Source organism: Acetobacterium carbinolicum (genome assembly GCF_047456275.1).
Classification (GTDB): Bacteria; Bacillota; Clostridia; order Eubacteriales; family Eubacteriaceae; genus Acetobacterium; species Acetobacterium carbinolicum.
In genome coordinates this window covers 876,497-902,459 of record NZ_CP173357.1, presented here as the reverse complement: position 1 = coordinate 902,459, position 25,963 = coordinate 876,497, and the positions used below count along the sequence as shown (strand labels likewise).

Annotated in this window: 27 protein-coding genes and 1 pseudogene; 9 read left to right on the top strand and 19 right to left on the bottom strand. The window is 42.4% G+C overall.

The annotated features are described in order from the left end of the window. Positions 1-68: 68 nt before the first annotated feature. A complete protein-coding gene (locus tag ACIZ62_RS04280; protein ID WP_414151294.1) occupies positions 69-866 on the bottom strand; it encodes an Rpn family recombination-promoting nuclease/putative transposase in 798 nt (265 codons plus the stop codon). 109 nt (positions 867-975) lie between these two features. Here ACIZ62_RS04280 and ACIZ62_RS04275 point away from each other — a divergent pair, with 109 nt between their 5' ends. The 3 genes from ACIZ62_RS04275 (at position 976) to ACIZ62_RS04265 (ending at position 3,711) form a co-directional block, all read left to right on the top strand. Then, entirely contained in the window at positions 976-1,512 is a 537-nt protein-coding gene (locus ACIZ62_RS04275; RefSeq protein WP_414150291.1) for a transposase, read from the top strand. 146 nt (positions 1,513-1,658) lie between these two features. Continuing rightward, on the top strand, positions 1,659-2,918 hold the full coding sequence (locus ACIZ62_RS04270; RefSeq protein ID WP_414150292.1) for a DDE-type integrase/transposase/recombinase: 1,260 nt from the start codon (positions 1,659-1,661) through the stop codon (positions 2,916-2,918). After that, the gene (locus ACIZ62_RS04265) at positions 2,911-3,711 is read left to right on the top strand and encodes an ExeA family protein (RefSeq protein WP_414151293.1); all 801 of its coding nucleotides are present in this window, start codon (positions 2,911-2,913) and stop codon (positions 3,709-3,711) included. The genes ACIZ62_RS04270 and ACIZ62_RS04265 overlap by 8 nt, the downstream gene beginning before the upstream one ends. A gap of 77 nt (positions 3,712-3,788) precedes the next feature. On the opposite strand, the gene ACIZ62_RS04260 is transcribed toward ACIZ62_RS04265, so the two are convergent. The 10 genes from ACIZ62_RS04260 to istA form a co-directional block, all read right to left on the bottom strand. Further along, entirely contained in the window at positions 3,789-4,106 is a 318-nt protein-coding gene (locus tag ACIZ62_RS04260; protein ID WP_414151292.1) for an Rpn family recombination-promoting nuclease/putative transposase, read from the bottom strand. 723 nt (positions 4,107-4,829) lie between these two features. Further along, positions 4,830-5,879 (bottom strand): Rpn family recombination-promoting nuclease/putative transposase, encoded by a 1,050-nt coding sequence (locus tag ACIZ62_RS04255; RefSeq protein ID WP_414151291.1) that lies wholly within the window; start codon positions 5,877-5,879, stop codon positions 4,830-4,832. Positions 5,880-6,177: 298 nt separating this feature from the next. After that, positions 6,178-6,576 carry a hypothetical protein gene (locus ACIZ62_RS04250; RefSeq protein WP_414151290.1) on the bottom strand — a complete coding sequence of 133 codons (399 nt, stop codon included), beginning with the start codon at positions 6,574-6,576 and terminating at the stop codon, positions 6,178-6,180. Between the two features lie 93 nt (positions 6,577-6,669). After that, a complete protein-coding gene (locus tag ACIZ62_RS04245; protein ID WP_414151289.1) occupies positions 6,670-6,999 on the bottom strand; it encodes a transposase in 330 nt (109 codons plus the stop codon). Further along, positions 7,000-7,902 (bottom strand): Rpn family recombination-promoting nuclease/putative transposase, encoded by a 903-nt coding sequence (locus ACIZ62_RS04240; protein ID WP_414151836.1) that lies wholly within the window; start codon positions 7,900-7,902, stop codon positions 7,000-7,002. A gap of 12 nt (positions 7,903-7,914) precedes the next feature. After that, the gene (locus tag ACIZ62_RS04235; protein ID WP_414151288.1) at positions 7,915-8,022 is read right to left on the bottom strand and encodes an Rpn family recombination-promoting nuclease/putative transposase; all 108 of its coding nucleotides are present in this window, start codon (positions 8,020-8,022) and stop codon (positions 7,915-7,917) included. A 40-nt stretch (positions 8,023-8,062) separates the two neighbouring features. Then, positions 8,063-8,296 (bottom strand): hypothetical protein, encoded by a 234-nt coding sequence (locus ACIZ62_RS04230; protein WP_111887801.1) that lies wholly within the window; start codon positions 8,294-8,296, stop codon positions 8,063-8,065. A gap of 406 nt (positions 8,297-8,702) precedes the next feature. Further along, positions 8,703-9,065, bottom strand: a complete 363-nt coding sequence (locus ACIZ62_RS04225) for a helix-turn-helix domain-containing protein (RefSeq protein WP_414151287.1) — start codon at positions 9,063-9,065, stop codon at positions 8,703-8,705. A 2-nt stretch (positions 9,066-9,067) separates the two neighbouring features. Then, positions 9,068-9,421: a type II toxin-antitoxin system RelE/ParE family toxin gene (locus tag ACIZ62_RS04220; protein ID WP_414151286.1), complete on the bottom strand. Its 354-nt coding sequence runs from the start codon at positions 9,419-9,421 to the stop codon at positions 9,068-9,070. A gap of 590 nt (positions 9,422-10,011) precedes the next feature. Next, positions 10,012-11,133, bottom strand: a complete 1,122-nt coding sequence (gene istA, locus ACIZ62_RS04215) for an IS21 family transposase (protein WP_414151285.1) — start codon at positions 11,131-11,133, stop codon at positions 10,012-10,014. Positions 11,134-11,297: 164 nt separating this feature from the next. Between istA and ACIZ62_RS04210 the strand changes: the two are divergent. Then, a pseudogene (locus ACIZ62_RS04210) lies at positions 11,298-11,429 on the top strand (ATP-binding protein); the annotation flags it as partial. A gap of 178 nt (positions 11,430-11,607) precedes the next feature. Here ACIZ62_RS04210 and ACIZ62_RS04205 read toward each other — a convergent pair. The 3 genes from ACIZ62_RS04205 to ACIZ62_RS04195 form a co-directional block, all read right to left on the bottom strand. Beyond that, positions 11,608-14,742 (bottom strand): hypothetical protein, encoded by a 3,135-nt coding sequence (locus tag ACIZ62_RS04205; RefSeq protein ID WP_414151284.1) that lies wholly within the window; start codon positions 14,740-14,742, stop codon positions 11,608-11,610. A gap of 878 nt (positions 14,743-15,620) precedes the next feature. Beyond that, positions 15,621-16,736 carry a hypothetical protein gene (locus tag ACIZ62_RS04200; protein ID WP_414151283.1) on the bottom strand — a complete coding sequence of 372 codons (1,116 nt, stop codon included), beginning with the start codon at positions 16,734-16,736 and terminating at the stop codon, positions 15,621-15,623. Continuing rightward, the gene (locus tag ACIZ62_RS04195; RefSeq protein ID WP_414151282.1) at positions 16,736-17,329 is read right to left on the bottom strand and encodes an RNA polymerase sigma factor; all 594 of its coding nucleotides are present in this window, start codon (positions 17,327-17,329) and stop codon (positions 16,736-16,738) included. Before ACIZ62_RS04195 ends, ACIZ62_RS04200 begins: the two co-directional genes overlap by 1 nt. A gap of 560 nt (positions 17,330-17,889) precedes the next feature. On the opposite strand from ACIZ62_RS04195, the gene ACIZ62_RS04190 reads away from it, so the two are divergent. From ACIZ62_RS04190 to ACIZ62_RS04170, 5 genes are all read left to right on the top strand, one after another. Beyond that, positions 17,890-18,945: a PocR ligand-binding domain-containing protein gene (locus ACIZ62_RS04190; protein WP_414151281.1), complete on the top strand. Its 1,056-nt coding sequence runs from the start codon at positions 17,890-17,892 to the stop codon at positions 18,943-18,945. 122 nt (positions 18,946-19,067) lie between these two features. Then, complete coding sequence (locus tag ACIZ62_RS04185) at positions 19,068-19,463, top strand: holin family protein (RefSeq protein WP_414151280.1); 396 nt, start codon at positions 19,068-19,070, stop codon at positions 19,461-19,463. A 152-nt stretch (positions 19,464-19,615) separates the two neighbouring features. Continuing rightward, positions 19,616-19,840 (top strand): DUF1659 domain-containing protein, encoded by a 225-nt coding sequence (locus ACIZ62_RS04180; RefSeq protein WP_414151279.1) that lies wholly within the window; start codon positions 19,616-19,618, stop codon positions 19,838-19,840. A 37-nt stretch (positions 19,841-19,877) separates the two neighbouring features. After that, positions 19,878-20,102, top strand: a complete 225-nt coding sequence (locus ACIZ62_RS04175) for a DUF2922 domain-containing protein (protein WP_322519508.1) — start codon at positions 19,878-19,880, stop codon at positions 20,100-20,102. A gap of 254 nt (positions 20,103-20,356) precedes the next feature. Continuing rightward, complete coding sequence (locus ACIZ62_RS04170) at positions 20,357-20,935, top strand: sigma-70 family RNA polymerase sigma factor (RefSeq protein ID WP_414151278.1); 579 nt, start codon at positions 20,357-20,359, stop codon at positions 20,933-20,935. A gap of 170 nt (positions 20,936-21,105) precedes the next feature. On the opposite strand, the gene whiA is transcribed toward ACIZ62_RS04170, so the two are convergent. The 5 genes from whiA to murB form a co-directional block, all read right to left on the bottom strand. Beyond that, positions 21,106-22,116, bottom strand: coding sequence for a DNA-binding protein WhiA (gene whiA, locus ACIZ62_RS04165; protein WP_414151277.1), 1,011 nt, complete (start codon positions 22,114-22,116; stop codon positions 21,106-21,108). Positions 22,117-22,204: 88 nt separating this feature from the next. Continuing rightward, complete coding sequence (locus ACIZ62_RS04160; protein WP_414151276.1) at positions 22,205-23,215, bottom strand: gluconeogenesis factor YvcK family protein; 1,011 nt, start codon at positions 23,213-23,215, stop codon at positions 22,205-22,207. A gap of 131 nt (positions 23,216-23,346) precedes the next feature. Next, entirely contained in the window at positions 23,347-24,219 is an 873-nt protein-coding gene (rapZ, locus tag ACIZ62_RS04155; protein ID WP_414151275.1) for an RNase adapter RapZ, read from the bottom strand. 9 nt (positions 24,220-24,228) lie between these two features. Beyond that, the gene (locus ACIZ62_RS04150) at positions 24,229-24,960 is read right to left on the bottom strand and encodes a PHP domain-containing protein (protein WP_111887820.1); all 732 of its coding nucleotides are present in this window, start codon (positions 24,958-24,960) and stop codon (positions 24,229-24,231) included. A 4-nt stretch (positions 24,961-24,964) separates the two neighbouring features. Further along, positions 24,965-25,873: a UDP-N-acetylmuramate dehydrogenase gene (murB, locus tag ACIZ62_RS04145; RefSeq protein WP_111887821.1), complete on the bottom strand. Its 909-nt coding sequence runs from the start codon at positions 25,871-25,873 to the stop codon at positions 24,965-24,967. Positions 25,874-25,963 lie beyond the last annotated feature (90 nt).

The following is a 25,963-nucleotide window of genomic DNA, read 5'->3' as shown; positions in this document are numbered from 1 at the left end:
TCTCTGTTTTATTTCTCTGTTTCTCAACCGCCAACTCAATAAGTTAAGTGACAGGCACAGTTTGTTAATCAGAGTGCCAGAAACTTCTTGACATCTTCAATGATTGAGAAATTGTCGATTTCATAATTCAATAGTTCCATCATCTTCAGATCCAGCTCAGCAATTTTTCTCTGGTATTCAGCAGGCATAATTCCAAATTTTTTTGATAATCGATTGATTGCTAAATCACTCAGACTATCTTTTTTGCCTTTTTCAATCCCTTCTTCAAAGCCTTCTTCTCTTAAAACTTCGGCCAATGTCATGGTTACTTCACTTCCTTCCTTGTAGGTTAATACCAATTCTCTAATAACAGTATTAAATTGCTCCTTTGTAAGCTTCGGCCCGGACGTCAGAATATAGCGCATACAGGTTTCAAAATACTCAAGACCCGTTTCCTTTTCATCCAGCTCTGCTAAAGCTTCGGCTGCTTTAAAAATCGTTTCCAGAAATTCTTCACCGCTTTTTTTGAAAATATCCCTGGCAACTGACAATGCAATCATCAGTTCTGCATTTCCTTTGATATCTTCATCCGAAAACTGGGATAAATCATAGAGCAGGTAGCGGTAATCGGGGATCATTTGTTTGACTTCTTTTGGTAAGATGTCAAAATCCAGGATCAGATCACTGAACATGGGATTGATTTTCCATTTCGTCTCCCCATGACAAAGCACCATTGGGATAATCATCGGAATATGTGTATCAAGTTTCTTATTTACGTTTCGATTCCAGATGCGTACCATATACGTCAGCAATTGCAATGCCACCATTCTGTCGGGGTAACTCTTGTGTTCAAACAGAAAATACAGATAACCGTTGTTAATTAGCAAATTATAGGAGTCCCAAAAGTCCTGATTTAATCAAATTATTCCAGCTAAACCCGGCTTTTCAATTATGGTATAATGATTAATCATTAGTCACTTTAAGGAAGCACAAACCATGGTTTATCTGGAACACTTTTCTGACCACCCGCTGGATTATATCAACGAATTCTACACCGCTGAAAAAGTTCGCATCGACAGCTGTCCTCATTGTCATTCGTGCAGGCGGCTTCATCTTCATGGTATCTATCACCGGCATGTGATCTGGTATGAGGATGTCTTCGCCATTCCGGTCCAACGCCATTACTGTATTCATTGCGGCAAGACAGTGAGTATTCTGCCTTCTTTTTGCCATCCCGGGTTTCAGCTGGCCCTTCCATTTCTGCTGGAACTGCTTTGGGCCTTTTTAAACAGGATTCCTTCAGCCTGCGCTTTAGCGCATCAGCATCGGCACTTTATCACCCGGCGTTTCCTTTTTTGTCTGAACCGGCTGATTGAGTATTTTCGCATCTGTCATGATCCTTTAATCGTCTTTCCTGATTTTGGGCATAAAAAAGCCATAAAGCTTCTTGAAATGGTCTACTCGGTGGGGAAGCCCCACATCTTCGGCAAAAGATATCACGATCATTTTAAGATAGGATTTATGGCACTTTAATTGTACCATCCTTCCCTATTTTTTTGAAGAACTATTTGTCCCACAGAGCTTTTGCTTTGCCTTTTATCGATTGATCCGTTATTCTCTGATTATCTGGTTTTATGGATCCTTAAAACCTCAACTCATTAAAATCGGAGGTTTTTACAATGACTGAAAAAGACAAAGAATTGATTGCTTTATTTCGCTATGGCCTGATTGCGCCGTTACTTACGGATACCATCACGAACCACACGGCTTATCTGGATGAGGTCAGTGCCAAAACCCATGATGTCCCGCATTATGGCATCCGCACCTACAACCGTAAAACCCTGCTGGAATGGCACCGTTTGTACCGGCGCCATGGTTTTGATGCGCTTAAGCCCAAGGTTCGGACGGACAAGGGTTCGTCCCGGGCGTTACCGGCAGAATCGGCCAGACTACTCCTTACGCTGCGAACGGAAAACATCCATTTATCAGTGAAGTTGTTCCATGAGTGGCTCATTCATGAAGGCCACTTCACCAGCTCTGACTGTTCCTATTCGACGGTGTATCGGCTGCTCAAAAAACATCAACTGTTAAAGCCATCCCAGGCGGATACATCTGACCGCCGCCGGTTTGCCCATATTGATATCAACACCCTATGGCAGACCGATGTTTCCCATGGCCCGTATCTGACTCTTAACGGTAAAAAACGCAAAACCTATCTGATCGCTTTTATCGATGATGCTTCCCGGCGGATTACCGGGGCTCAGTTCATGCTGGCTGAGAAGAATGAAGATCTCCTTCATGTCCTTAAATCGGCTTTACTTACCTGTGGTAAGCCCACCATGCTTTATGCGGATAATGGCAAGATTTTCCGTTCCCACCAACTGAATACTTCCTGTGCCACCCTGGGTATTGCCTTGGTCAACACCAAGCCTTATGATCCCAAAAGCAAGGGCAAAATCGAGCGCTTTTTCAAAACCGTCCGCAGCCGTTTCTATCCACTTTTGACGGATGCTGACTTGATGGATCTGGAGGTCCTCAACCAACGCTTTGAGGCCTGGCTGGCTCGGGATTATCATCATAAGGTTCATTCGAGTCTCAATGAAGCGCCGATGGTCTTTTATATGCGGGGGAGTGACCGGATTAAGCATTTCTCTGATCCCCGAATTATTGATGAAGCCTTTCTGATCCGGGTGACCAGAAAGGTCAAGTCGGATGCCACCATTTCGCTGCACAACGCCCTTTTCGAAGCGTCGCCGATGTTTATTGGTAAGAGCGTGGATATCCGTTATCCCAATGAATATCCGGATGAAATCTATATTTATGAAAACAGTGTCCGGATTCTTACCTGCAAAAAAGTCATCATGACGGACAACGCCATTGCCAAACGCAATAACAATGCTATCAGCTACAGCGCGTTAGGCGGTGTTCCTCATGTATAAATCATTTTTCGGGTTCCAGCAGGCGCCCTTTGACAAGGGCATTGATTCATCGATGCTCTTTCAATCTGAAGCTTACAAGGAAGTTTTAGCCCGACTGGATTATCTCAAAACCACCCGCGGTTTTGGTCTGATTACTGGGGACCCCGGGGTTGGTAAAACATCGACCCTGCGGGTCTTTGCCGACAGTTTGAATCCGTCGTTATATAAGGTCATGTATTTCCCGATGTCTTCCGGGACAACCATGGATTTTTACCGGGGTCTGGCGTTTTCGCTTGGGGAACAGCCAAAATTTCGAAAAGTGGAGCTGTTTTTTCAGATTCAGAACGCCATTACGGATCTTTATGATAAACGCCGCATCACGCCGGTCTTTATCCTGGATGAGATGCAGTCGGCTTCAGCCCAGTTTTTTCACGATCTGAGCATCATTTTTAACTTTGACATGGATAAACGTAATCCTTTTATTCTGATTCTCACCGGTTTACCGACGCTGGCCAACCGACTGGCCTTAAACCAGAACCGGTCGCTTGATCAGCGGCTGGTGACCCGGTTTCATTTCTCGCCGCTTACACCGGATGAGGTTCGGGATTATATCAAACACCGGTTTAAGCATGCCGGTGTTTCACGGAATCTGATCAACGAGAATGCTTATGAAGCCATTTCATCATCCACTGGTGGTTATCCGCGATTAGTCGGTAATCTGGTTACCCAGTGTCTGATTCTTGCCTTTCAAAAACAAACAGATCTTATTGATGAAGAGATTGTTTTTGCCGCTTCTGCGGATGCTGGGATTTAACGCCTGACGGCGTTATTTCCCTTTTTTTCTGGAGAAATAAAGCGTGATTATGTGATTAAAAAACTGAAACACACTTTTTAACCCGCCATTATTTTCACAGTCTTTCGAACATTTCGATCCGTTTTATTGTGATTAAACCAGTCCGAAATAATGTGAAAATTTACACCGTCACGCTGATTAATTTTTGTCCTGAACAACATATCTGAGAATAATTCACTAAGTTCTTCATCAACGTGGCTACCATTCTGAATTTCCAATTCACTCAAATCAACCATTTTTAAAATCGATTCTGGCAGGTAGTTTTCAATGAAATCTCTGGTCACTAAGGGATTCGAGAATGTATCTTTGAAAAACTTGTCATGGGGATTCTGAGCTTTTGTCTTAGTCTTTTTCATTCGTTCACCTTCTTAGATATTGATATAATTATAACCGATTCACCTTTAAAATGCTATCAAAATTGATAGATGGACTGATTGGAGAATACAAATTCTTCAGTGAGTTTGGATAGAGAGAAACTGGTGCAACCGATTGGAAACTGACAAAAGCTGCAAACCGGAGCCACCTGCCAAATCTTTTCCAGACAGATTCCTCCATATTTTCCAGCCACTTCAAAAAAGAAAAGACGACCCGAGTCCCGAAGGGAACCCGAATCGTCTCTTTTCTCTGTTTCTACACCGTATATCTATTCTTGCTGATTTTTTTTAGCAAGCTTCACTCTTTTCGAATAAAAACTCAGGGTCAAGATCCGCTTGATTGCACCATTCAATGCTGTCAAAACTAACGCGTATAGTCTTGAATTTCTCCTCATCCTTCAATTCTTGAAAAATGCCCTTATCCAAATATGGACTGACATCGACGTCTCTTTTCACCATTTTCAAAAGTTAATAGTAACTTATAGTCCTTTAAAGGTTCTACATTGATAACTGCTAAATACATCATTCGACCTCCTATTTTAATGGATCAATTTTATATGGTAGCTCACTATTCATTGCCAGCATCCAGTCTGCAAGTAGTTCTTCCTGTCTTAACCGTATGTCACCGTATGTCGCGTAGGCACCGTATGTCGTATGTCGCGTATGTCGCGTATGTCGTCAGGCACCGTTTGAGGCACCGTTAGATTAGATACCAAGAAACCTCTTAGCGTCTTCAATATTTTTAAAGTTCTCAATATTGATATTGAATATCTGCAACATCTTAAGATCCAATGTAGCGATCTTTTCTTGACACTCAGTCGGAAGAACTCCAAATTTCATTGCTAAACGCTCAATTGCCAAATCAAATAAGCTCTCTTTTTTTGCTTCATATCTCTCAATATCTCGCACTTCTTTTCGTCCTTGTTCTCGTAACGATTCAGCTAAAGTCATCGTAACTTCACTCCCCTCTTTGTAAGTATCTTCTAATTGTTCAATGACAAAGTCAAGTTGATCTATGGAAATTCCTGATTCTGCTTTCACAATATAGTTCATGCATATTTTAAAATACTCAGTTCCCTTTTCTTCCTTCTCCAAATCCCGCAGCGCTCTGGCGGCATTGAGAATGGTATCCATAAATTCCAGCCCACTTTTTCTAGGCATATCTCTGAAAAGTGATAATGCAATCGCCAGTTTAACCTTACCTTTGATGTCTCCATCTGAAAACTGGGATAAATCATAGAGCTGATAGCGAAAATCCGGTGTCATTTGTCTGATTTCTTCTGGTAGTGTGTCATAGTCTAAAATCAGATCACTGAGCATCGGCCCAATTCGCCATTGCGATTTTCCATGATAGATCACCATTGGAATCACCACTGGAATGTGAGTGTCATTTTCTTTATTAACTTTCTGATCCCAGATTCGTGCAATGTAAATGAATAGCTGGAGAGCAACCATTCTATCTGAATAACTCTTGTGTTCAAAAAGGAAGTACAGATAACCTTCTCGATGATTAATGGTTGTTTTAAATAACATATCTGAAGAAAACTCTTTGAGCTTCTCATCAATAAAACTATCTTTCTGAATTTCCAATGTCTCCAGATCCACCAGCTTCAAAATCGGTTCAGGCAAATAATTCTGAAGGAAATCGACTGTCACTTCAAGATTAGAGAAAGTGGACTTGAAAAACCTGTCATGAGGTGTTAATAATTTTTCATCCGGTTCAAATTGTTCATTATTTTTATCATTATCGTTCATTCGTTCACCTACTTATATATTTCATATTATAACCGATTCACCTTTAAAATACTATAAAATTGATGCTTGTGCCGTAGTTGTATATGATATTTTAATAGGACCCAAAAGACGACCCGAGTCCCGAAGAACCCGAATCGTCTCTCTGTTTTATTTCTCTGTTTCTCAACCGCCAACTCAATAAGTTAAGTTGAATAAGTTAAGTGACCGGCACCGTTACTCTAAATAAAAACAGAAGATAACCTAATCAATTATCACATGATGATAATGCTATAACACAACTGTAGTTGAGTTATAGCATTTAATTACTCACATCGCTATTGTTTTTTATTGAAATTAATCCTTTTGATAAATAGTATCCTATTAGTACCGGAAAAACATACAATATAACTGGTGAGTAATATAATAAACCTGGTATTGGAAATGAAGAATAAGGATAATAATGGGTTAAAGTTAAAAGTAATGCAATAATTAAACAATGTACATTAATTTTAAAAGTCAATTTTAGATCATTTAAATTTAATATATACAAGAAAACACCGACTGATGCACCTTCAATTGCTCTAATGATCCCTTCATAAAAAAATAATTGATTTTCAGAAGCTGTAAGCTTTCCATTACCAATAACTTCAATGTAAATGATAAGAATAATTATAATCAAATATGGTTTTAATGGTTTTATTTTTTTTAATAAATTCAAAACAAGATCCCCTTTTTCAAAACTCTATTAAGTATTTTCGAAATGCAACAACGAATAAACTTAGTTTAGGAAAACAAGCTTTCTATGTAATGCCTACTGAATAATTACAAATTTTTGATAATATCTATTCCCATTCAATTCCGGCATAAAAAACTGAAAATGGGCATAAAGAACCTTTCTCAGGTTCAAAACAACAATCGACAGTGCAATGGTACTGAGGCCTGTATCAGGCAAACGTGTCCAGATCAGACCCAGACCACATTTGAGTTTGGCAAGACTGAATTTTCGTTCGACTTCGACTCGTTCACAAATATCAACGTATTCCTGTTTTTTATCAATCACTGCGTTTTTCGGTGGGCGACCGAGTGCCGGACCTGATTGACAGGCACCGTTTGTTCTGGCACCGTTTATCCGTTTATCCAATCAGAGTGCCAGATATTTTCGCACATCATCAAGACTGGTGAAATCATCAATCTGGTAATTCAACATTTCCAGAGAGTTCAGATCAAGGGTATTGATTTTCTCCCGATACTCTGAAGACATGATCCCAAATTTTTTGGTCAGTCGGTTGATTGCAAAACCAATAGCCATTTCACTTTTTCCTTTTTCAATACCTTTTTCAATACCTTCTTCAAAACCTTCTTCTCTTAAAACTTCAGCCAATGTCATGGTTACTTCACTCCCTTTCTTGTAGGTTACTTCCAATTGCTTAATCACGGTATTCAATTGCTCCCTTGAAAGCCTTGGGCCGGATGTCAGAATGTAGCGCATACAGGTTTCAAAATACTGAAGACCTGTTTCCTTTTCTTCCAGTTCTGCTAAAGCTCTGGCAGCCTTAAAAATCGTTTCAAGAAATTCCTCACCGCTTTTTTTGAAAATATCTCTGGCAACGGACAATGCAATCATCAGTTCTGCCTTCCCCTTGATATCTTCATCCGAAAACTGTGATAAATCATAGAGCTGGTAGCGGTAATTCGGTATCATTTGTTTGACTTCTTCCGGCAACGAGTCAAAATTCAGGATCAGATCACTGAACATGGGACTTATTTTCCATTTCTTTTCCCCATGACAAATCACCATTGGGACAATCACCGGAATATGCGTATGGTTTTCCTTGTTGACCTTCTGATTCCAGATACGAACCATGTAAGTCAGTAACTGTAAGGCAACCATTCGATCCGGATAACTCTTGTGTTCAAACAGAAAATAGAGATAGCCATCCCGCTGATTGATTTTTGTCCTGAACAACATATCTGAAAAGACCTCACTGAGTTCTTCATCCACGTGGCTGCCATTCTGAATCTCCAGTTCGTTCAAATCAACCAGTTTTAAAATCGGTTACGGCAGATAATTCTCAACAAAATCTCTGACCACTAACGGATTTGAAAATGTATCCTTAAAAAACTTATCATGGGGATTCTGTACTTTTTTCTCAGTCACTTTCATTCGTTCACCTTCTTTGCTATTGTCTTCATTATAATCGATCTCACTTTAAAATGCTATTAAATTTGAATTGGACAAAAATTCCAACTAGATTCCCATCTTTTTTCTCTCTGAAATGCCGACAGTCGCGACAGTCCCGACAAAACTCCCTAAATCCTGCCAGGACTGTGGATATTACGGGGTGGCGGTAAATCAGCGGAATACTCACAATGGTCATTTTACTGTTTGACTGTTCTTCGAAACGCTCTTCCCATAGCTGTCTTTTTGACTCGTCCATTATATCTAAACCTCCTGAACCTCTTTTCAGGTTAGTTTACACTAATTGGATCGGTTTTTCACTACGCCATCTTTTGAATCACTTACACATTTTAGTTGCTATTCTGGGGGAGTTGATCAATAAAGTTTGTTGTGAGATTAGAGCGAGCATATTTATTCGTGTTATTGTATAGATTTACAGGTGCCTGCGTTTTTCGGAGGTTTCACAGGCACCGTTACATTTAGCGCTTAAATACAAAGTGCCACACAAAAAAGAAAAGACAACCCGAGTCCCGTAGAACCCGAATCGTCTCTCTGTTTATTTCTCTGTTTCTCAACCACCAACTCAATAAGTTAAGTTGAATAAGTTAAGTGACAGGCACCGTACATCCGTACATCTGGCACCGTTACTAAAGTGACAGGCACCGTTAAACTAAAGGTTTTTGTTTAAATGCACTACCTTTTTTAAATGTTTTAAAACGAATATTCCGGGGGGATTTTTCTTCAATTGGCACAATGGCCAGGGTTTTTCCAAGTGGTCTTAGTATTTTCAAGATAGTCATTAACTGAGGATCAGTAGTTCCTTTTTCCATTCGGGCAATGACTGGTTGTTTAACGCCACTTGCTTCTTCCAATTGCTTTTGTGTGATTCCCTGATCATTTCTGGCACGAATTAATTCGCTTATTAATGCTACTCTCAAATCAGATTCCATTATTTCTTCCGGGGTGAATGTTCTTTTTCGATAGTCTTCCCAACTTTCACCCATTGGGCTTATTTTTTTGTTGCTCATGTCTATTTACTCCTTTCAATAAAATCGTTCATACACCGTTTCGCATGTTCAATCTCACGTTTTGGTGTTTTTTGTGTCTTTTTCATGAAATGGTGAAGTAGAATAAAACGATTTCCATCCCAACCAATAAATAAAATACGGTCTCTTAACGGTCTTAATTCCCAAAGATCCCCTTCTAAATGTTTAACATAGGGTTCACCAGCCCTTGTTCCATTTTCACTCAGCATTTGAATATAGTCTTGTATTTTATTAAATTTTATTCGGCTGTCCTTGTCATTTTTACTTGCAAGCTCATCCAAATAATCTCGTACAGGAACATTCCCACTTTGATCAGTGTAAAAGTTTATCTTATACATTTTGCTTATTAACCTTTCTGTTATGTTCTTATTATAACTCAAGAGTTATAATTTTGCAATGATTTTGGCTATTTAAATTTTCTGACACAACCGAAAACCCTCAAAGTAATAATATGTATTTAAGATGGGGGACACCGATGATTATGGGGAATTCAGAAACGATTCTTTGCCATTTCACTTTTTCTAAAATCGTTTCGTTTTTCGGAGGTTTCACAGGCACCGTTTGTTCTTATCTAATTGCGGTCTGTTTTTCTTCAACATGGACTGAAACCCCCTTGTATCAACGTTTTATATGATTTCTTTATACCCGTTATTGACTATTTTAGTTGCTATTCTGGGTTAGTTGATCAATAAAGTTTGTTGTGACATTAGAGTGAGCATATTTATTCGTGTTATTGTATAGATTTACAGGTGACTTCGTTTTTCGGAGGTTTCACAGGCACCGTTTGACTCCGTTTGACTCCTTACAATTGACGCTTACCCTCCAGATTTTCCAGCCACTTCAAAAAAGAAAAGACGACCCAAGTCCCGAAGAACCCGAATCGTCTCTCTGTTTTATTTCTCTGTTTCTCAACCGCCAACTCAATAAGTTAAGTTGAATAAGTTAAGTGACAGGCACCGTTTGTCTGATATTTCCCCAGGGGTTTTTCAAACCGTTCAATCCAGTCACCATTGGGAGCATAGATTTCGATGTACCCATTATGAAGGTCCTTTACCCCAACCCGCACGCCAACATAGATAAATGGTACCGAATACAGATTTGTTTCAAAAGTAATGAAACAGTCATTCATGACTTTGCGTGTATGCAGCATTTTTTCTATAAAAGGAATCGGATTGATCAGGCTGAGCTGTTCGCGCTTAAATGCTTCATTGGGCTTTTCATGGGTTGTTTTATGAAGCCTTTCGTTACAGATGGTATCGAGCCAGAGCAGGGCCTGTTGATTAAGATCAGCCAGACTTGTGATGGCACGAATCCGTGGCCAGAAATTCCGTCTGATATATTTAACACCATTCTCAACCTTGCCTTTACAGCGGGGATTGTAGGGTCGGCATCTCACCGGCGTAAAATCATGGTGTCGGCAGAAACTAAGGAATTGCTGGTTCCATTTGTTTTCGCCTGTTTCATGGCTGTGCTTCACAACCGTCTTCATATTGTCATATAAAATCGTTTCGGGAAGACCCCCAAAATACTGAAAGGCACGTTCATGACAGCCGATCAGTGTCTCCATTTTCTCATTCTCGGTGAATTCCAGATACGTTTTTCTGGAATGGCCCATGATCATAACAAATGCGTGATATTTGATTTTTCTGCCTTCATCATCCAAAGCGACAAACTCGCCCCAATCCACCTGGGCCTGTTTCCCGGGTGGCGTTTCAAAACGTCGGGTTGCCCGGGTTTGACAGGGTTCCCGATAGTTTTTCATAAACACCCGGAGGATGGTCATTTTTCCCGTGTATCCCATCAATACAATTTCATCAAATATTACAGTCGCATTCAGGCAGCCTTCATTCATTCGTGAACGGATATAATCTTTATAATCATCCAACTTACTTTTTACCAATGGTCTCGGTTTATAAGTAGGAATATCCTGTGCTTTTACCCACTTACTGACTGTTTTTCTGTCCAGATCACAGATTTCTGCAATCTGTGTCGTTGACAATCCTTTACTTTTCAGATCCTTGATCATAAAAAATCCCTCTCTTTCAATCATTTATCATACCTCCTTTTAAAAAGGAGCGTACGCTTATTTTGAGGAATTTTCAACCGTTTTATATGAGCATTTTATCACCGTTTCTTACAGCCAATGAAAGAACTGGTTTAGGTGGTCATTTTTGAACGTGAATTGCTGGTCATTTTTAATTGTAAATCAATACCTACGGTAGCTGGGGTGAGGTATTCGGGAACAACGTCGTTGCCACAGCCATCCTGGATCGTCTACTACATCACTCCACAACCATCAATATCAAAGGTGATAGCTTTCGTATCCGGGAAAAGAAAAAAGCTGGTTTTTATGACACCAGCAAGTTTGACGGTAAGCGCTTAAATACAAAGTGCCACACAAAAAAGAAAAGACGACCCGAGTCCCGTAGAACCCGAATCGTCTCTCTGTTTTATTTCTCTGTTTCTCAACCGCCAACTCAATAAGTTAAGTTGAATAAGTTAAGTGACAGGCACCGTATGTCTATTATTGAGCTGTTACTCCAAATGAAGCAGAAGCTCCACCAACGCTTGATACTGTAGTCGTAAAGCTATCACCAGCTGCAATATTACCAACTGAAATAGTATCCGTACCGTTTCCTGTGATTGTCAAAACAGAAGAATCATCGGCATCAACAATATTAGAAAGAGTATAGTACAATGCTGCTGTACTACCATCAGCAAATGTAGCTACACCAGTACTAGTGAAATCTAATACTTCGCCATAACTATCTTCTGACTCAGCACCATCTAAAGTAGCCTCAATCTCTGTAGTTCCAAAAGTCCAAGGTGTAGTTAAATCATAACCACCACTTACTACTGGACTCTTGAATACAATACTTGCTACAGTAGGAGCAACTTTAGAAATAGTTAATGTCTGTGTCAGAACATCCCCTGTATTATTAATTGTTACAATCAAGTTTGCGCTTGCTTCTGTTACGGTCGTATCCGCATAAGTAATAGTCGAAGCAGTTGCACCATTTGGAGCAACACTTAAACCAACACTATTTGAATTATCCGTATCAGTTAAAGTCTGACCAGTAACATTTACGTTATATTCAGAAGTTGGCAATAAAACTTTCGTTCCATTTGACATTACACCGTATACTTTTACATCTTCTTGATATGGCGTAGTACCGGAAGCTAGTGAAGAATTTGAAACGTCATAAATTGTTTCGACTGTTCCTAGTTCGTAAGAAGCAAATTCAGACTGCTGTGCAATTCTTACTATAGTTGCATATTCACTGTCTGTTACATCAACTACTGCTGGTATGGTTAAAGTAGCATCCCATGTCTGGATTGTAAATGTTACTTCTGTTGAACCTTTGGCAACACCGGCAAATGTAACAGGTGCTGAAGAAGTTAATTCATCAGTTGCTCCACCACCAATAGTTGCTATAGCAGTATCATCCACATCAATTTTGACTGAATACTCACCTGTTGTTGTAGGTGTGGCATCCATATCAATATCGTCATTATCCATTACTCGTTCAAATTGATCAACAAAGACAAGATTGTCTGTTGAAATAGCAACTGAGTTAGTTGGAACTGTATTAAGATCAAGATCCGTAGTTCCAGCGATCGTAGTTGGTACTGCAGCTTCTTCAATATTTACTGAAAGTGTTGTAGTGTTATATGTTTCAGTAAGAATACTTATCGTCGCTTTGCCACCATCATTATTAGTGTCAGCAACACCGGTTAAGTGAAGAATACACTCTGTAACGCCTGTTGCTGCATTTTTCTTGAAGTATAAAGTCTTAGTACCACCAGTTAAATCAGAAGACAGCACTACATTTCTTGTCATAGCATTTAGCAATGTTGTACTTGTAACAGCGTCACCGTTTTGATCATAAGCTTCAAATGGGATTACTGTATCTTCATTTACAACCGCTAGAGCTGGTGCTTCCAACACGATTGTATCAACTTTTTGTGCAGCTGCAACAGTCTGAGTTGAAGTTGCCATTGCGCCATTGTACAATGAAATTGCACGAATAGTCGTTGTACCTTCAGTCATAGATGTAGTATCTAATGCTAAAACAGTAGTATCTACACCATCAATTTCAACTGTATCGAACGTACTAGCACCTGTTTGAACAGCTAAAACTGTAGTGTCTGTTGATGTTACTACTAAGCTTCCAGCTGAAACAAATCCATCTAAATCTGTTTCAGTCATTGTGTTACCATATTGATCAGTTGCACTCACAACAATATAGAATGGTTCACCTTGGTTATCCTGAGATAGAGCTAAACCTTCTTCGTTGTACAATTCGCCAAGTGAAATTTCGGATACACCGGCTTGATCAGATGCTGTAAGTGTTTTGCTTCCTACAACGCCTGTATCAGCATGAACGATTGTTAGTTTTGTAGTATCACCGCTTGTTAAAGTGCCTTTAGCAATAGATGCTGCACCAGTTGCTGGTGTTAACGTAACTGCGCCTGCACCACTTGAAGCATTCGCTGTTAAATCACTTGCAGAAACTTTTGTAGTAATATCTTCATCGTATTGATTGTACACTTTATACGATGTCAACAGATTATTACCAGCGGCATCAAAGGCTGCATAATCTGATGGTATTTCAATTTTTGCTACAGCTTCTGTTTCTGTTTCAACTGATGCCGTTAAATCTTCTTCTTCAATACCTGCAACACTCACGGTATAAGTACCCTCTCCAATTTTTGATGCTATAGTAAGAGTAGCAATGGTAGCATCATCATTCCAAGTTACTGAAGAAATTGAAATGTTTGTAGAAGTACCTTTGACCAAAGAGAAGGTTGCTGAGTCAACTGCCTTATTGAATTCTACAGCAAATGTTTTTGTAGTTGTAGCTGTGAAGCTAGTAATATTTCTAGCTTCTACAAGCCCATCAATCGCAGCTTGAATAGCCGCTGTCGCTGCATCAACTTCAGCCTGAGTATTATCTTCAGTTACAACATTATCTGTTAATGCTGTTTGAAGAGCTGCCCAGCTTTCAGCGGTGTAATCAGCTTCTGTCAGAGCTGCAGCTGCTGCTACTGCTGCGTTATAAGCAGTTAAATCAGCTTTAGTCTGTACGATTTTAATCTCAAGAGCTTCTAATCGTAAGCCAGAACCAGTGGTTCCTAACTGAGCGCCATCAGTATACCATTCGGTATCGCCAACGTTTTGAACATGACCGCGGTACTCTACTGAGTAACCTTGAGCGATATTGCCTTCGTCATCCACTAATGAAATCTGAATCGCTTCGATTCTCAGGCCTTCGCCTTCAGTTCCTGCCATTGCACCGTCATTTACAAAGCCCATCCAGCCTTTGTTTTGAACGTGTACCTGGTATTTAATGTGAAGTCCGGCTGGAGCATCTTCTGCTAATTTAATCCAGAATGCTTCCAATCTCAGGCCTTCGCCTACTGTTCCTAATTGGTCAGGTCCTTGAATCCAAGTACCATCCAATGGAAAGTCACCTTTGTTCTGTACGTGTCCACGGTATTCAACGCCTACATCTGATACGTCTGATGTTTGTGCGCCGAAAAGTCCTATAAACGATTCCCAAGCCGATGGTTGTTCATTGGCTGCGAAAACGCTTGAGGAGAATACCATGGAAAGCATCATCAATACTGATAAAATGCTAACTGTAATCTTCTTCATACTTTGTTTCCTCCGTTGTTAAATTTTGGGTTTTTTATCCGGAAGTTCCAGCAATAACTTTTACATTAATCGCCTAGAAATTCCAGAGCTTAATCTTGCTCCATATTTGTGTTCTGGATTTACCTCTTTACTGTCCCTCTTTCCTCCTTCCTAAATTTTAGCTAGCGAACCATCATTGCTACAAAAATAGCTGGTTGGCCAATACAGTGAAACGGTAAACCGAGAAAGAGCGTTCTTGTATGATTTTACACCTTCTTATGATGTTTTGCAATAAATATCGTTGTCATTTCAAATAAAAATCGGGATTTTAACATTTTCAAAATCCAAAAAACTGGTTTTGTCTCACATCGCTTACAAATTCTAGTCTTTCAGCTTGACAATGTGTCCAAAGCTTTCAATTTTGACCAAACCAACTGCCGATTTTCGGATAAATACGGTGAATCGTAATGGTGATGATGACAGTGATCAGCTCCCTTCTATAATCGTGCTTACTATTAGTACTTACCACTGATACACGTTTTCAAACATAATTTCTATAATTCTTTGTTACAATTGATTAACGTTTGAAGTAGCAGTTTTATTGCATGGGATTTTATTTTTTTTATTTTTTGCACATGGGGGCAGTTTACTTTTGCGGGCGATTGATAATCGCCCCTACGAACTATAATCACCCCTACGATAATCGCCCCTACGAACTTGGCTCGACCATGACACAAATGTTATATCTTATTAACCTATACCGAGTGGTTCGGCTATGACACGGGGACATTTTGCCTTTCATCCCTAGCGGGCGATCACTGATCGCCCTACGTTAAATCTTTAATTGAACATATATCTGTAGCTCGGCCATTAAATGGAGACATTTCATAGCCGAGCTTCTAGCTTAATGGTTCTTCTGGGACTTTTTCGGTTTCTTCTATGACTTCTTCCGGTTCGGTGGGTTTGGTTTCGCTTAACGGGGTTTTCTCCTCGTCCACGGCTTCGGTTTCTTTTTCGGTTACTTTTTCAGTTTCTTTTTCGGCTTCGACCGGTTCGACCGGGAGGGTCGGTGAAACGGTGGTGGCAGCCGGGGTTTTATTAACGGCTGGATCAACGATCTCCTCGGTTTGATCGTTTGGTTGTGTTATTTCCGGCTCTGCTTCTGGTGTCACTGCCGGGGTTTCTTCGTCCGGGGTGGTGGGTTTGTCTTTGGTTTCTTTTTTTGACCCGTCACTCTTGATCACCTTGGTCAGATCGACTGATTTTTCTTTGGAAACTTCCAGTAAATCCGTCAGCGACATCGCCGCCAGGGCATCCATGGTCAGGGAACTGTCAGCCATAACCAGTTCTTTCATGACATTGAGTTTACCGGTGGAAACACTGTATTGTTCGGCCTCAGTAAGGGTTTGACTATCAGTAATAACGGTTTGCCTGACCACGGTGGCGTTAATGTCTTCGGCGGTGGCACTGTCTTTTATCACCTGATTAAGCGATACAGCCAGATCATCCGCTTTAGCGGTGCTCTGATTTTCGACACTCACCATGACCACGCTTTTGCTTTCATCCAGGTAGCCGTTTTTTATCATCGTGGTGATAATCACCCCGACGGAGTCTTCCAGGTTGGTCTGATTGAGGTGTTCCTCATCCAGCAGCGCCTGAACATTCTGGTCAAAAGCTTTCACCGCTAAGATCTGTTTGTGCTTGTTGGTCACAATTTCGACACTCTGGTTGGCGTCCAGAGCAATGATGCTTTCTGGCGATTTAAACTCTCCAAACCAGGTGGTTATACAAATCAAGATCACCAGAGCTCCGGCGAAGGCCATGGATAAGGGCTTTACGGCCAGCCGTATCCGTCCATTTCGCTGGGTTGCGGGCGCCACTTGCCGGGTGATGATGTCGTGCTCAGTCATTTTGAGTACCGGCATGGCGGCCAGCTTTTCAAAATCCAGAGTTGGGGCCTGGCTAATTGCGCGTTTTAGAGACGCTTCTATATTTAGTTTTTGATGATGGCTCATTAGATCACCTCCTGTTCGATGAGATATTTTTTCAATTTTTTTAAGCCGCGATGATATTTTGATAAAACGGTTGATAACTTCATCTCCAGGCTTTTGGCAATTTCGCGGTGGGTAAACCCGGAAATGGCGTGTAAAAGAATAATTTCGGTTTCTTCACTACTGAGAATTTTTAGTGCAGTTTGAAGCACCAGTCGGTCTTCGGCATCGCTGACATAGGAAAAATTCAGATCGTTTTCCATATCGGTCAATGTGATGCTATCATTTTTCTGTTTATTGCGGATTTTGCTGACGGACAGATTCCGGGCGATGGTAAAGACCCAGGCCATTGGTTTACCCATGGGCTTATAAAGATGGGCGGCCGCCCTAATCTTTAGATAGGTGTCCTGGACGACATCCAGGGCATCGTCATGGTTTTTTAAGGTTGACAACACAAAGGCATAGACGGTTCGTTCCGTCTGGCGGTAAAATTCTTCGAAAGCGACCATATCACCTGCGGCAATCCGGGTGAAAATGGCTTCATCGATATTTATTTTTTTTTCGTATTGTGTGTTTTCTGTGTTATCCGTTACCACCATTGCAAGGAATAGTTTCATCAGGTATAACCCCCAACATTATATTAACGTTTTTTTCTCACGTTTTATTGCATTGCTTTTTAAAATTAATTTTAACGTACTGCCTATTATCAGCTAAAAAGTGAAAAAAGGCAAGATGTGGCGTGGTGTGTGCCAAACTTTTTTTTGTTGCGTCACTTCTTCGGGCTGGTTTCTTTCTCATCTATAAGTTATATTAAAGAATTTTGCAAATCAAACTGGCAATTTCCCGGTTGCGGGCGATGGTCTGACCCCTTGGTCATCACAGATCTTTAAATCTTTAATTTATAGTATAACACAGGTCGATTAAGAATTTGTAGTCTTATGGTTATTTAAGGAAGGTTTTTAAAAACCGCCGATGCCTGTTATCGCTGTTGTTTATACTGCGGTACCCGGGTGAATTTTTATCTCAGGGGTGCCAAGGTTTATAGGTGACTTTTTTTAGTTCACATGATAGAATGTATTTATTATGGGAATATAGAAATTAACCGTTTCAAATGCACACGATAACAGGCTTTGTTTGGTGATGTCTTGGGGATGATTTTTTATGAAGGAGTATTATAATGGAAAAAAAGTTAAGCTACACCGTCGATGAACTCATTGATTTAAATGTCTTGCAGCAGTTTCAGGACAGTTTTGCCAAGGCCCTGGGGATGGCCAGCGTTTCGGTGGATAATGTCAAAGGGACGATTACCGAACCCAGCAATTTTACTGATTTTTGTATGAAATACACCCGTGGCTCCACTGAGGGGAACAAGCGCTGTGTTGCCTGTGATATTGAAGGCGGTAAAAAATCCGGGAATACCGGCAAGCCGGCGGTTTATTCCTGCCATGCCGGACTGGTCGATTTTGCGGCGCCCATTATGGTGGATGGTCAGCAGATTGGTGCAATCCTCGGCGGTCAGGTGCTGGATGCGCCCCCCGACGAAGATAAGTTTCGCCGGATCGCCCGGGAAATTGGTGTCGATGAAGATGAATACATTGCGGCCCTGCGAAAAATCACCATTGTTCCGCGGGAAAAAATTAATGCTGCCGCCGATATGCTTTATGTCTTTGCCAATTCTATTTCTAAAATGGGCCATCACAACCGCTTACTGGTTGATGAAACCGAAAAATTCCAGGTTATTTCTGAAGATATGTTTGAAAACATCCGCTCAGTAACGGATGTGGTTAATAATTTTTCAACCCAGATTGAGTCGCTGATTAAAGCATCGGACGAACTACTGGAATCTTCGACAATTTCCAAGAATAAGGTAAAAGAAACCGATTCAATTCTTAAATTTATTCGCGATGTTGCCACCCAAACCAATCTGCTGGGACTAAACGCCGCCATCGAGGCCACCCGGGCCGGTGAATTTGGCCGGGGCTTTAACGTTGTCGCCGATGAGGTCCGAAAACTGGCCGTCATGAGTGTGGATTCTGCTAAGAAGATTGAAACCATTCTTGACAGCATTGTTCTGAGTATGAACTCGGTGGAATCCCAGGCATCTAAGTCCTTCAAGATCATCAGCGAACATCAGGCAGCGATGGGCGAAATTAATGAAAAACTGACTATGCTTAATCAGATCTCGGATAAGCTCAAGGTTGAGATTAAGAATTTGCAGGATAATTTATACTAGGATTAATTGGCGGGGCAGCCCGCCTTTTTTGCTTTTTTGGCATCTTTTTTTGTTGGCTTCCATTATATTGGTGTGACACTCTTGTCACACCATTTTTATTTTAGAAAGGAGGTAAAAACGAGATGAAGACGATTTTAACGGTGTTGCCACGGTGTTTTGCTGTTTTGGGATCGGTTATCGGGTTTCTTTTGGGCGGGTTTGACGGGTATTTATATACACTGCTGGGTCTGATTTTAATTGATTATCTGACTGGGCTGGCGCTGGCAGCGGTAAAGCGGCAGGTGTCGAGCCAAATTGGTTTTGTCGGGATTATGAAAAAGATGCTTATTCTGGTGATGGTGGCCCTGGGTCACCTACTCGATGTTAACCTGCTGGGTGGCGGTGCTGCCCTGCGAACGGCGGTTATTTTCTTTTATGCGGCTAATGAAGGGATCAGCATTACCGAAAATCTGGCGGCACTGGGGTTCCCGATGCCACAGCAGTTAAAACAGGTGCTTAAGCAATTGAGCGAGGATTGATTTACCGAGGGGGCCGGGGCGTATACGAAGGCGAGGGGCCCGGGCATGACACGGGGACATTTCATGCCCTACCTGAACTGTAAAAATTCTTGTGGCACCTTTTTGCTGGTTGTTCCATTTATCAGTATACCAGATGAAAGGAGGTACACATAATGCCAGTAACAACAGATTTTATCAGTAACAAGCTGCAGGTTCGCTCGAACCATGGGATGGTGGATGGTAAGGAAGTGATTAAGTCACGGACTTATTCCAACCTGAAAGAAACAGCCGTCGATGATGATCTTTATGCTGTCGCCGAAGCACTTGCAGATCTGCAGGTTCCGGCCATGGAAGAAGTACTCAAAATTGAGACGAGTCTCTTGATTCCAGGTGTCTAAGACACTTAAAAAATATTAGTAAAGGAGGTAAAAAAATATGGCAGAAATTAAAGCTACAATGGTCTTTGCCCGGGCTGACGGTAAAAACGCCACCATTTCAGTGCCGGATGCTGATCCGGCGGTGACCGAGACCCAAATGAACGCGACAATGGATGCAATCCTGACCCGCAATGTGTTTGCACCAGATCATAGTGAACTGGTCAAAAAAGTCAGCGGAAAGCTGATTAGCACCACCACGAATGATTTTGAGATGACGGTATAAAGGATAAAGCGGGGGTGACCCCGCTTTTTTTATCGTTTTTTACCAAGTGGCCGGCCATGACACGGGGACATTTCGCCTTTGTTCCCTATCGGGCGGACAGGCGTAATGTCCCCATTTCATCCCCTTCCGCTCCCTCAGTCATCGCCTACCTTGTGCCTAGCCAAACATTTGTTCTTTTTTGGGTTGATAATTGATCAGGAATGCGTTATACTACTTATAGAACATACGTTCGTTTTATTGAAAGAGGTGACAATGTGGATAATAATGAAATGATTCTTTTGGTTCGGGGCGCCAAAAAAAGGGATACGGAATGCCAATTGGCTTTAATTGAAGGCTTCAGGCCTTTGATGCTGTCGATGATTCGACGTTATATTTATGAAGTGGATGCGGTTGATGATTATTTAAGTGAAGGGGCTATTGTGCTGCTAAACGCGGTGGAAACCTTTAATGAAGATCTGGGGGTTCCTTTTTCCGGCTATTTGAAAAAAGAATTGTTTTATTATTTTGTCAATGTCGCCAAGGTTCATCAGAATTTCTACACCCTTGATGGTGGGATCTCCGAGGGCGAAAGCTTTTCGCTGCTCGATACCCTTGCTGATCCCACTGATATCGAGGGTGATTATATCCGGGCCGAGGACTTCGCTGCCTTGAAGCGGTATCTGCCTCAGCTTAGAGAGCGACAACGCTGGATTATTGAGGAGCACTATTTTAAAAAACGCAGCTTTCGGGAGATTGCAGCGCATATTGGGGTCAGTGCTAACAGCCTGGTCAAACTCCATCGCCGCGCGATTGCTGATTTGCGGACATATTTTGGAATGAATCTGGTTAATTGAAAAAAAGGCCAGACAGACGAATTGAGATTCGGCTGTCTGGCCCTTTTTGCGTGGGTTGGTTTCTTTGGACTGTAGGGGCGAGTATTACCGGCCCGGTGACGTTGGTACGGGCGATTAATAATCGCCCCTACGGGATGATATGTTACGCTATTGGCGATATGCCTCATGCCCTACTTTTTCAGGTCTTCGGCGATTTGGTTGAGTTTTTTGAGCCGATGATAGACGCCGGATTTTCCGACCGGGGGGTCGAGGCGCTCACCCAGTTCTTTGATGCTGGCGTCGGGGTAGTTCAGGCGCAGTTCGGCGATCTGATAGAGATTACGGGGCAGATTTTTAAGGCCGAACTGATCTTTTATCAACATGATATCGGCGACCTGGTCATAGGAAGCGGCGATCGTTTTATTAAGATTAGCGGTTTCACAATTGACCTGACGGTTGACATCATTGCGCATTTCTTTGACGATCCGAATATTTTCCATTTCCAGCAGTCCGCGATGGGCACCGATAACACTGAGAAAATCGGCGACGCTACTGCCTTCCTTTAAATAAAGCACCCAATGGCCTTTTCTGTGAATGAGGTTTGACTTGATTTCATACTGATCCAGAATTGCTTTAATGCTTTGGAGGTAGGCGCATTGTTCATTCGCGGCAGGACTGCGTTCGCTTTTTTTCTCGATTTTTTTATTCGCCAATGGTGTTTTCTTCCCCACCAGTTCCAGATGGTAGGTTTTCTCAGGATTAGAGACGGACCCCGATCCCAGAAAAGCCCCCCGGATATAGGCTTTTGTCTGACTGGTCTGTTTTCTAAACTTATCCGGCACCTGGTTGGCAAAAAAAGCCTGGCCTTCGGTGTTATAGGTAAGAATCAGGCAATCCTCCAGAATTTTCTTAGCGACGACCGGTTCGTCAAGCACCACCCGATAAGCCCGATGTTCTTTGAACTTTCGGGTTTTTTCTATTTTAATTTTGGGTTTGATCTGATAAAGCTCTTTCACCAGCCGATAGCACCTGGCCGCCACCGAAGGATTTTCGGTCTTGATGCTGATGATCATCGCTCCGGCTCCATCAATGGCAATGGTTGCGACAGCGCCAATAAGCCCCGACAGTTCAGCCAGCTGGCTGGCTCTGGAGCCAAAGGGTATCTTGGAAAGATCTTTTTTTAAGATCGCTGAAAACGTCATGGCTGCTCCTCCTTCATTGTTGGTGGGGGGCGGGCGATTGATAATCGCCCCTACGGGGTCTATTCCCTCGCCCCTATGGGATGATGTTTTATTTTACGTAGGTTTCGAAGATGCGGCGGGCCAGGAGGTCGGCATCGTGACGGACAAACCCGTTCTCCATGACGACGTAGTCATCCAGAATATACTCATATTGTTTGAGGGGATTTTTGATTTCCACCACTGCGGCTTCGCATTTCTTATATTTTTCTTCGATACTTTTAGGCAGATTGCCGGTGTTGGCCACCACATAGTCAAAGAGTCGGCCTTCGGCTTGGTCCAGGTGGGCTTCGATGGCCCGGATATGATCTTCCTGGGTGTAACCGTCAGTTTCACCCGGCTGAGTCATGATATTACAGATGTAAAAACGTCTGGCCCGACTGTCAAAGATCGCTCGGGCAACATCCTTCACCAACAAATTGGGAATCACACTGGTATAAAGACTGCCCGGCCCCAGGACAATCATGTCGGCGTTTTTAATGGCTTCGATGGTTTCTGGCAGCGGGCTGATCTTTGGCTGTTTTAAAAACATTCGGGCAACGGGGCTCTGTTGCTCAAGAGCCGCTTTGGGAATCGACGACTCCCCTTCGATGACGGCTCCGTTTTCCAGGGTCGCCATCAGCACCATTTGAAACAAGGTCACGGGCAACACCTCGCCTTTTATTTGAAGGACATCGGAGGTCCGCCGGACAGCGTCATAAAAATCACTGCTGATCCCATTCATCGCGGCTAGAAAGAGATTGCCAAAGCTCTGGCCTTCCATACAGCCCCCGGGGAAGCGATAATTAAAAAGCTCCTGCATGACGTTTTCGTCGTCGGCCAAAGCCAGAATGCAACTTCTGATGTCACCTGGAGGGAGGATGCCCAGGTCTTCTCGTAGTTTTCCTGATCCGCCACCGTCATCACCAACGGTGACGATGGCGGTAAGATTATTGGTGTATTTTTTAAGTCCCCGGAGAATGACGGATAAACCGGTGCCGCCGCCAATGGCGACGACCTTGGGGTTTCTCACTTTAACAATGTCTTTCAAGGTAAACTCCCTAATGTATTCTTTCATATCCATGAGATCACTTCCTTTTTTTATTACTAATTGGCTTAGCCATGACACGGGGGCGCGACCGATGATGTCATCCCTAAAATTATACCGTGTTGCCCGGATGTGACTATGGGACATTTCACCTTTCACACCCTACCTTAGTGGTCGAGACGGTTTCTTTTGATGTCCCGGTGTTTGAGGGAGGTTTCGTAGCCTTTTTCTTTTAAGGCTTTGTTTAAAAGCCAGGCAAAGGTCACCGAGCGGTGCTGACCGCCGGTGCAGCCGATGGCGATTTCAACGGTATTTTTGGATACCTTAGCAAATTGAGGAATGACAAATGTCATTAACGCTTCCAGTTTGTCGTAAAAGACCTGAGCTTCCCGGAAGGACATCACATAATCTCTAACTAACTGATCTTCACCGGTTAAATTTCTAAGTTCTTTTTTATAGAAGGGATTAGGCAGAAACCGGACATCAAAGACATAATCTGCACCCATGGGGCTGGCATATTTAAAACCAAAGGAGTAGATTTTTACCTTTGGTTTCGAGTTATCCCGATCTGCTTCTGCTACTTTTATGAGCTGTTGCTTTAATTCTCTAACCTTAATATCGGAGGTGTCAATGACTTCGTCGGCTATTTCTCTAAAGTGTTCCAGCCTTATTCGTTCCTGCCGGATCGCTTCAATCAAATTGCTGGTGGAATCCGTCAGGGGATGATCCCGCCGGGTTTCCTGGTAGCGGGCGACCAGTATCTCGTCTCTGGCATCTAAAAAGATCATCCGGATATCATCCTTCGACTGCTTGTATTCAGCCAGGAGGGTATCTTTCCCCTCTAAGAATACATCCCCGCGGACATCGGTGACCAGGGCGATTTTTTCAATTTCGGTGGCTGATTGCTGGCAGAGGTTGATAAAGGTCACCATGAGTTGCGGGGGAATATTGTCCACACAAAAATAGCCCAGATCTTCAAGAATCTGGATGGCCTGGGATTTTCCTGCCCCGGACATGCCGGTGATGATGATGGTTTTCATGGCGCCTCCTTATTCGGCGATGTTGATGATGCGGCTAATTGGGATGCCCGCGGCTTTGATGGTTTGGGGCGTACTTTTCATATCGCCTAAGGCCGCCGTGCTGTGGGCGTCGCTATTGATGGCAAAGTCGACCGGATATTTCATGGCGACTTTTATTTCGTCGACGTTTAAATGATCATGTCTGGGATTGATCTCCAGAATTACGCCGTGTTTGGCGGCAGCTTTTGCTACCGGTTCAATATTAATCGGCATTTTATCACCAGGATGGGTAATTAGCTTGATCTTGTAGCGCTCCATCATTTTGATATAAGTCCGGGTGTTCATCCCGACCACCCGTTTCCGTAAAAATGGCAGCACCCGGGCTGCATAATTGGGGATCGCAAATACAAAAATATCTTTGATACTGGCTGGAATATAACCATAGTGGTATCCGGCTGAGATCCAGTCGCAATGTTTCTTTTCTTCGTCACCAATATCAATACTACCATCCGCTCCAGTTATGTTGGATTCGACCGACAGGTAGATATCAATGTCGTCGTATTTTTGATTGAGGGCATCAATTTCAGCCCGCATTTTGGCAAAGTTCTCTTTTTTTACGCCAAACAGGGGATGACTTCGGCCATGGTCGGAAATCGTGATCGCTTTCAGACCGATTTTTCGTCCCTGCTCCACCATCTCAGCAATGGTATTTTTACCATGGCTATAGGTTGTATGGGTGTGCATATCATGTACTATTTTCATGAATTTACTCGTCGTTACCGATGACGATGACTTCCGTTTTTAGTTCAACGCCAAATTTTTCTTTGACTCCGGCTTGAATGGCACCGATGAGGTTTAAAATATCAGCGGCGCTGGCACCGCCTTTGTTGATGACAAAACCGCTGTGTTTTTCGGACACCTGGGCGCCGCCGAGGGTATAACCTCTAAACCCGGCATCTTGAACCAGTTTACCGGCATAGTAACCTTCCGGTCGGCGGAAGGTGCTGCCGGCACTGGGGTATTCCAGCGGCTGTTTGGTCTCTCTTTGGGTGTTTAAATCGAGCATTCTTTCTTCAATGGCTTGATAATCGCCGTTTTTAAGCGCAAGTTCCACACTGACCAGAACCCAGTGGTGCTGCTGGAGAATGCTTGTGCGGTAGGCAAAATTACATTGATCGCCGGGAATTGATTTTAGACTGCCATCTTCGGTAATAACGGTGATGCTCTTAATGATTCCTTTCATTTCGCCGTCGTAGGCGCCAGCATTCATGGTGACGGCACCTCCCAGACTACCGGGAATACCAGAGGCAAATTCCAGGCCGGTGAGTTTTTCTTTTAGGGCCACCTTGGCCAGATCTTTTAAGCTGATCCCTGGTTCGGCAATCAAGGTTTCGCCGACTTTTTTAACCTGATTAAGTGCTTTGGTATTGATAATAATACCGCTAAAACCCTTATCCCGGACGATCAGGTTACTGCCATTGCCCATAATGTAGACCGGCTTTTCGGACTTTTTGCAGATTTCCAGAACTGCCTTTAATTCTTCTCGGGATTGGGGCATTAAAAAAAGATCTGCCGGACCGCCCACTTGAAAAGAGGTGTGGTTTTTCATGGGTTCATTTTTTTTTATATTTTCGGTTGCCATAATGGCTTTTAGTTTGTTAATTGTATGATTCATTTGATTACTTCCTAACTTTTTGTGCTTAGATTGTGTTCATCATACCATTATTTATTAAGATTCGCCATAAAAAAAGACCCCATACGGGTC